The organism is Syntrophotalea sp. (assembly GCF_050253115.1).
Lineage (GTDB): Bacteria > Desulfobacterota > Desulfuromonadia > Desulfuromonadales > Syntrophotaleaceae > Syntrophotalea > Syntrophotalea acetylenica.
This window is the reverse complement of sequence record NZ_JBFWJQ010000120.1, coordinates 1-7578: the sequence shown is the minus strand read 5'-3', so window position 1 is coordinate 7578 and position 7578 is coordinate 1. Positions and strand designations below refer to the sequence as shown.

At 59.2% G+C, this 7578-nt stretch carries 6 protein-coding genes; 4 read left to right on the top strand and 2 right to left on the bottom strand.

What is annotated here, in order from left to right:
* Positions 1–192: 192 nt before the first annotated feature.
* Complete coding sequence (gene rpoH / locus AB7E65_RS11000; protein WP_072287072.1) at positions 193–1053, bottom strand: RNA polymerase sigma factor RpoH; 861 nt, start codon at positions 1051–1053, stop codon at positions 193–195.
* A 210-nt stretch (positions 1054–1263) separates the two neighbouring features.
* Between rpoH and AB7E65_RS10995 the strand changes: the two genes are divergently transcribed.
* The 3 genes from AB7E65_RS10995 to xthA all read left to right on the top strand — a co-directional run bounded on the left by AB7E65_RS10995 (position 1264) and on the right by xthA (position 4656).
* The gene (locus AB7E65_RS10995; RefSeq protein WP_158514016.1) at positions 1264–1890 is read left to right on the top strand and encodes a class I SAM-dependent methyltransferase; all 627 of its coding nucleotides are present in this window, start codon (positions 1264–1266) and stop codon (positions 1888–1890) included.
* A gap of 82 nt (positions 1891–1972) precedes the next feature.
* Positions 1973–3763 (top strand): DNA helicase RecQ, encoded by a 1791-nt coding sequence (gene recQ / locus AB7E65_RS10990; RefSeq protein WP_072287073.1) that lies wholly within the window; start codon positions 1973–1975, stop codon positions 3761–3763.
* A gap of 65 nt (positions 3764–3828) precedes the next feature.
* Positions 3829–4656, top strand: a complete 828-nt coding sequence (gene xthA / locus AB7E65_RS10985) for an exodeoxyribonuclease III (protein ID WP_072287074.1) — start codon at positions 3829–3831, stop codon at positions 4654–4656.
* Positions 4657–4747: 91 nt separating this feature from the next.
* On the opposite strand, the gene AB7E65_RS10980 is transcribed toward xthA, so the two are convergent.
* On the bottom strand, positions 4748–6031 hold the full coding sequence (locus tag AB7E65_RS10980) for an OmpA family protein (RefSeq protein WP_428745902.1): 1284 nt from the start codon (positions 6029–6031) through the stop codon (positions 4748–4750).
* Positions 6032–6472: 441 nt separating this feature from the next.
* Between AB7E65_RS10980 and AB7E65_RS10975 the strand changes: the two genes are divergently transcribed.
* Positions 6473–7578: DUF6178 family protein (locus AB7E65_RS10975; protein ID WP_428745901.1), on the top strand; the 1106-nt coding region annotated here is incomplete at its 3' end.

The window sequence follows — 7578 nt, the reverse complement described above, 5'->3', positions numbered from 1 at the left end:
ATAGAATGCGCGACACGACAGGGATACGGGGTGGATATGCAAGAGTTAAAAATCGGGACGCCGTATCCCTGGCATGGCCCGCGTGATGCCTGATGTTTCTGACAGGCTATCAAACCCGCTAAAGGTAAGGGATTTGCCCGTATTTGTCAATCGTGCAGCAGGGCAAGCCAGACTGCCGGGCTACCATTGCCTTCACTCGGTCTGCAGACATTGGGCGGTTGCCGTCAAGGCTTTGCGGATTTTTTCGAGGGCATTTTTTTCCAGTTGCCGGACTCTCTCGCGGCTGATGCCGTAGTCGTCCGCCAGTGCCTGCAGGGTGCTTGGTTCATCCTTGAGGATACGCTCCTTCACGATGCGCCGTTCCCTTTCGTTCAACAGTTCCATGGCGTTATGTACCCGGGACTTTGCGAGGCGGTTTTCCTGATATCTGATGAGCTGTTCCTCCTGGTTTTCCCGATCGTCCGCCAGGGCGTCGAGCAGGCTGAAATCTTCGCCCTCCACCAGGTTGACATCCAGGGAGGTGTCGCGGCCGGCCATGCGGCGGCCCATCTCCTCGACCTCCTCATCGCGGACGTTGAGCTGTTCGGCAATGGTTTGAGTGTCCTCATTGCCGGTCAGGCGTCGTATGGCGCTGCGCGCCTGGTTGAGCTTGAAGAACAGCTTCTTCTGCGCCTGGGTGGTGCCGATTTTGACCAGCGACCAGTTGCGGATGATGAAGTTGTGGATGTAGGCTCTGATCCACCAGACAGCATAGGTGATAAAGCGCAGGCCGCGTTCCGGTTCATATTTCTTCAGGGCTTTCATCAGGCCGATATTGCCTTCCTGGATGAGGTCCAGCAGCTTCAGTCCGTAGCCGCGATATTCGTGGGCGATTTTGACCACGAAACGCAGATTGGCGCAAATCAGGCGCTGGGCGGCTTGGATGTCCTCATTCTTGCGATAGGCGCAGGCCAGACGGAACTCCTCGTCCCGGGACAGCAGATCGAACTGGCGGATCTGGGCGATATAGAGAGACAGGTTGTCTGAAGGGATCGGCAGCGACAAATTACTCATGCTATCCATCTCCTGAAAGGCAGGAACAATTGTTAGCACTCCAAGGTTGTGAGTGCTAATTTTATAACAGATTCCGGCTTCGGGTTCAAGCCCGGTGTGCGGGAAGTCCTGCCGAAAAAGCCGTCGGGGCCGAGCGAGTTGACAGGGAGGGGGCGCCGCCCCATAATGGCCCCTGTCTGGTTGCCAGGGAAACGTGAAAAGGCGAAAAGCATGGAATCCGCTTTAAAACAATTTACGGAAATGACCCGCTGGGCACGGCTGCTGCTGCAGCCCGCGCTGGTTGCGGGCGGGTTGGCCGTTGATCTTACCGCCGGCAATGGACACGACACCCTGTATCTCTGGCAAAAAGTGGGCCCCGGGGGAACGGTCGTGGCATTCGACCTGCAAAAGCGGGCGCTGGAAAATACCGCCAGGCGGTTACGTAGCGCGGGGGCGTTTGTGGCCTGTCAGACCCCTGCCACGCTTGTTGAAAGGGCATCGGCCGGTGTGTTTCTGGTGGAAGGCTGCCACTCGCGCCTGTCCTCGGTATTGCGGGAAGAACCGCTGGCCGTGGTTGCCAATCTCGGCTATTTGCCGGGCGGAGACCACGCTTTGGTGACCCGCCGGGAAACTACCTTGGCGGCCCTGCAAGCGGCGGCAGCATGCCTGGCGGCCGGCGGGCGCCTGGTCGTGACCGCTTATCCGGGTCATGGTGGCGGCGAGGAGGAAAGCCGGGCCGTACAGGATTTTTTCGCCGGCCTCGATCCCCATCGGTGGGTGGGGCTGAATCTTCGCAACATCAACCGTTGCCATGCCCCCTTTTTGCTGGTGGCTGAAAAAAGAACCGGCGGCGCCTGATGCCGTAGCGCCTGCATTGGGCGACGAGCGGCCGGCCTGCTCACTGCACAAAGGAACTTACTTCATAAATCAAAGGTTTGCCATGTACCCCGATCCGCTGGATATTTTGAGGCGCGTTTTCGGTTTTCAGTCCTTTCGCCCCCTGCAGGAAGAGATCATCCGCCGGCTCGTTGCCGGTCGGGATGCCTTTGTGCTGATGCCGACCGGCGGAGGGAAGTCTCTCTGCTACCAGCTGCCGGCGTTGATGCGCAAGGGGGTCGCCATTGTCGTGTCGCCGCTGATATCCCTGATGAAAGATCAGGTCGATGCGTTGCGCGTTAATGGTGTCCGCGCCGCCTACTACAACTCCTCCCTTGCCTCCGCGGAGGCCCGCCGGGTGCTGGCCGATCTGCACGGGGGGCGCCTCGAACTGTTGTATATCGCCCCGGAGCGCCTGATGGGGTCCGGTTTTCTGGAGAGACTGGCGGATATCGATGTCGCGCTGTTCGCCGTCGACGAGGCGCATTGCATTTCCCAGTGGGGGCACGATTTCAGGCCGGAGTATATTCAACTGGGCCAGCTGCGCCGGCATTTTCCCGAGGTTCCTCTCGTCGCACTGACCGCGACTGCCGATGCACAGACCCGCCAGGATATTTTGGCGGGTCTCGGGCTGTCCCGTGAGGATAGCTTCATCACCAGCTTCGATCGTCCCAACATTCGATATACGGTGCTGGAAAAGCACCAGCCGGCCCGGCAACTGGCGACCTTTCTTGCCGCGCACGGCGGTGAGGCCGGAATTGTCTACGCGCTGAGCCGCAAGCGGGTGGAGGAAGTGGCCACCCGTTTATGCGATGCGGGGATCTCGGCAGCGCCATATCATGCCGGCCTGGCGGATGGCGAAAGAAACCGTGTGCAGGAGCTGTTCCTGCGGGACGAACTGCAGGTTGTGGTGGCAACGGTGGCGTTTGGCATGGGTATCGACAAATCGAATGTTCGCTTCGTGGTGCATTACGACATGCCCAAGAATATCGAAGGCTATTATCAGGAAACCGGGCGCGCCGGGCGCGATGGCCTGCCGGCGGAGGCTCTGCTGTTGTTTGGTTACGGGGATGTGGCATTGTGCCGGGGCCTGATCGAAAAAGGCGGCAACGAGGAACAGAACCGCATCGAACTGCACAAGCTCAACGCCATGGCGGCGTTCGCCGAAGCGCTTACCTGCCGGCGCCGCGTGCTGCTGGGGTATTTCGGGGAGCAGACGACGGAAGATTGCGGCAACTGTGATATTTGTCTTCAGCCCCCGGAATCCTACGACGCCACCGAGGACGCGCGCAAAGCCCTGTCCTGTGTGTACCGCGTCGGGCAGCGTTTTGGTGCCGGGCATGTTATCGACGTGCTGCGCGGTGCCGACAGCGATCGTATCAAGCGACTTGGGCACGATCGGCTGTCGACCTACGGCATCGGCGCCGATGTCAGCCGGGACGTTTGGGGCAGCCTGCTGCGGCAGTTGGTGCATCACGGTTACCTGTATCAGGACGTAGGCAATTACTCCATATTGCGTTTGACTGAAAAAGCACGGCCGTTGCTGCGCGGAGAGACCTCGCTGCGGTTGGCCAGGCCGCGAATCAGGGTGCGTGCGGTCCGCAGTGCCGCACCGCGCAATGCCGCGGGCTGGTCCTACGATGAAGGCTTGTTTGAAGCCTTGCGCACATTGCGCAAGCGGCTGGCCGATCGTGAGCAGGTGCCCCCTTTCGTCGTGTTTTCGGATGCCACGCTTGCGGAAATGGCCGCCAGACGGCCGCGGGATGCGGCAGGGTTGCTGAGCGTCAACGGTGTCGGTCAACGCAAGCTGGAGCGCTATGGCGAGGATTTTCTGGCGTTGCTCATCGATTATTGAGGCATGCCGCCGGACAAGGCGGATTCCGCGTTGGGAGAAGGCAGGCGCTTGAAGGGATATGAAAAATGAAAATTGTTTCGTTCAATGTCAACGGAATTCGCGCCCGCCTTCACCAGTTGCAGGCCGTGATCGAAAAACATGCGCCCGATATTATCGGCCTGCAGGAAACCAAGGTGCCGGACGGGGATTTCCCCGTCGAGGCCATCCGCGAAATGGGTTATCACGTAACATATCATGGGCAGAAGAGCCATTACGGCGTTGCCCTGATGTCCCGTCAGGTTCCGGTCGAAGTAGTCAAGGGTTTGCCGGGCGATGCCGCTGACAGCCAGCGACGCCTTGTCGGTGCCGCCTATGACACGGGTGGCGGTGCTCCGGTGTGGGTGTTCAGCGCCTATTTTCCCCAGGGAGAGTCGCGCCACAACGCTGTCAAGTTCACTGCCAAGCAGCGATTCTATCTTGAGCTGTACCAGTATCTGCACGACAGGTTTGAAGCGCGCGATGCGCTGATTCTCATGGGAGACGCCAATGTTGCGCCGGCGGATGCTGATGTGGGCATCGGCGAGGATAACGTCCGGCGCTGGCTGCGCACCGGTAAATGCAGCTTCCTGCCCGAAGAGCGGGATTGGTTGCAGCGCCTGCTCGACCTTGGGCTGGCTGATACCTTTCGCAGCTGTCATGGCTCGCTGACGGATTGTTTCAGCTGGTTCGATTACCGCAGCCGCGGTTTTGAAAGAGATCCGCGACGGGGGTTACGCATCGATCTGGTTCTCGCCGGTGGCGGTTTGATCGAGAAATGCAGTGCCGCCGGCATCGATTACGAGATCCGCGCCATGGACAAACCGTCCGATCATTGCCCCGTGTGGGCCGATATCGATATCAGCCTTGCGGGGTGAACCGTCCGGTTCCTGTTGTTTGTCGCAAATGCTGGGTGCCCAGAGCCGGGCAGGCCATACCTGGCGAGTGCATGTAACCCGAAGGGTCGAATTACTTTTTGGTCGTTGCGTAAACGCTCAGCTCGACCCGCCGGTTGCGTTGTCGTCCCCTGGCGGTGGCGTTGTCGGCGACAGGAAGGCTTTCACCGAAGCCCCTGGCAACGAGGCGAGAGGCCTGGACACCGAACTTTTCAATCAGGTATTTGCGTACGCTGTCGGCGCGGCGCTGCGACAGGGTGAGATTGTAGGCCGCCGAGGCGCGCGAATCCGTGTGCCCGGCGATGAGGATGCGCGCACCGGGGTGCTTGCGGATAAATGCGGCGCCGCGTTTGAGTTCGGCATGGTAACGGGGCGCGATGTCGGCTTTGCCGGTTTCGAACTCGATGGCCAGCGTCATGGAGGCGGCGCAGCCGTGTTTGTCGACCATCAGGCCAGTCGTGGTGCCGGGGCATCTATCGTTGGCATCGGCGATGCCATCGCCGTCGCTGTCGGCGCTGCATCCTTTTTCATCGACGGGCAATCCCTGCGGCGTTCCGGGGCATCTGTCGAGGGAATCGGGCACGCCGTCGCCATCTTTGTCCGATGGGCAGCCCTGCCGGTTGACGCTGGCCGATCTTGGGGTCCTGGGGCATTTGTCGCGGTAATCGGGGACCCCGTCAGCGTCGCCGTCCAGGGGGCAGCCGAGCCTGTCGACCGGCACCCCCAGGGGGGTGTCGGGGCAGGCGTCATTGGCATCGATGACGCCGTCTTTGTCGCTGTCCTTGGGCGTGGTTCTGACCGGGGGCTTCTGCTGATTGCCGAACAGGTAGGTAAGTCCGGCTGAATAGATGAAGTTGTTTTCCGGGTCGCCAAAGGCGAACACATGGCGCAGGTCGCCCCGTAGCGCCAGGCTGTCGGTAAAGAAATATTTCAGGCCGATGCCGTAGTTGAGCAGAAAATCGGTTTCGCTGCCGCCGTGGTCCGGATTGAGAGTCGTGCCGCCAAGGCCTCCGGCAAGATAAGGCACGAGGCTGCTTTCCGGCATGAAATGGTACAGAGCGTCGAGGCGATATGCCAGCCCGTCGGCATTGCCGCTTTGATCATGGCCGAGGTCGGCGTTAAAATAGTTGAGCACAAACTCGGTGCTCCAGCTGTTCGTCAGGTTGTAGCCCAAGCCGAGGCTGTAGGTCAGCGCATCGTCATAAGGCTGGTCGCCTTCGAATATATACCCTCCAAGCATGGGACTGACGGTAAAGGTTTTTCTGGCGCGGGCAGCCGCGAGGCCGGACAGGGGCGGCAAGCAGAGCAGGGCCGCGCACAGAAGGCCCGAAAGAGTGTAGAGAAACGTTTTTTTCATAGAAGCCCTCCCGATGTCAGGCAACGGGAAAGTAATCCGCGAAACGATGAATGGAATGATTTCAACATATTAACATTTCGTGCTTTTAATTCAAGGATGAAACTCGGTGAAAATCCAAGCACCTTCAATGGGAAACTGCCGTCAGGCTCCCCCGGATGACAAAATCCCTGCAGGGCGGATGGTCCGACGCGGCACAAGCGCAAGTAAACCGCACTCAGGATATCATCAAAGCCATGCGTCCGGAAAGTGAAATGTTCATCCGTTCAGGTTTCGTTGTGCGTTTCGGTGGAGTACACAACAAGGGGTTTCCTGGTGTGGTTGCGCCAGGATTGCCATGCCTTCTATCTCTTGACCGCAGCCTGGGGCTGCATTAAATTGATCGCCATTTCCGGATGAATTCAGTGCTGTTTCCGGATGAAAACCAGGTTACAAGGAGTTTTTATGACCATAAAACACCCCCCCGCCGGTGGGAAAAAGGATCTGGCACCGGGCGAGTCTTCCGCGTTGCATTTGCATGGGCAGGCTTTTCATGCGTTGTCGCTTGAGCAGCAGCGGGAACAACTGCGCCTTGCCGACGCTTCCATGCGTTATCGCATGATTCTCGATGCGGCGGATGGTCGCGACCTGACACATTCGCTGGCGTCACAGGATCTGTTTTTGACCATCAAGGAGTTGGGGCGCGACGAGGTTCCCGAGCTTGTGGCCATGTCATCCGGAGAACAGCTGACGGCGTTTATCGATCTCGACTGCTGGAAAGGCGATCGCATCGACGCTCCCGAGGCCTTGCAATGGCTGGCGCTTGCCATGACCGAAGGCGAGGAAGCCGTACTGACGGCCGCTGCTGCAATCGATTTTGAATTGCTGGTACTGATTATGGCAAAATTCGTGCGTGTGCTGCGAGGGCCGGAAGCCTTTCACGATGAAGACAATCCGCCGGACCTGTCCAAATGTGTCGGTAGCTACGAAGTGGACTTCCTGCAGCAGAAGTACGCGCGCCTGGTGTCCAGCATTCTTGATTGTCTTTATCGACTCGACTCGGCCTTTTACATGCATCTGATGGAGGCCCTGCGCTGGGAGCTGCTTTCCAGTCTGGAGGAAAATGCTTACCAGGGGCGCTGTGAGCGTCTGCAGGATCTCGGCTTTCCCGACGCGCTGCAGGCGGCCGAAATTTACGCTCCCCTTGATCCGGCTACCTTCGAGGCGGCCAGTTATCGCCGCCATGCAACCGTGGACGGGACAGCTCCGGCGCCAGGGTTTGCTTTAAGTATAGTGCGGCGCGGGGATTTGCTGGGCCGGGTTTTGTCCATGGGGATCGGCGCGGCAACCGGTTGGGATCTTGTCTATCTGGCCAACAAGATGATGGTGGCCGACAGAATTGATTGCGGTGATCGGGATGCCTTGAAAACGGCCATGGACAAGGTTTACGGCTATCTCAACCTGGCGCTTGAACACCTCTGCCACAACGATGCGGAGCGGGCGGCCCAACTTCTCGAAAATTCTTATCTGCAGCCGCTTTTCCAGCTGGGTTACAGCCTCACGCTGTCCTT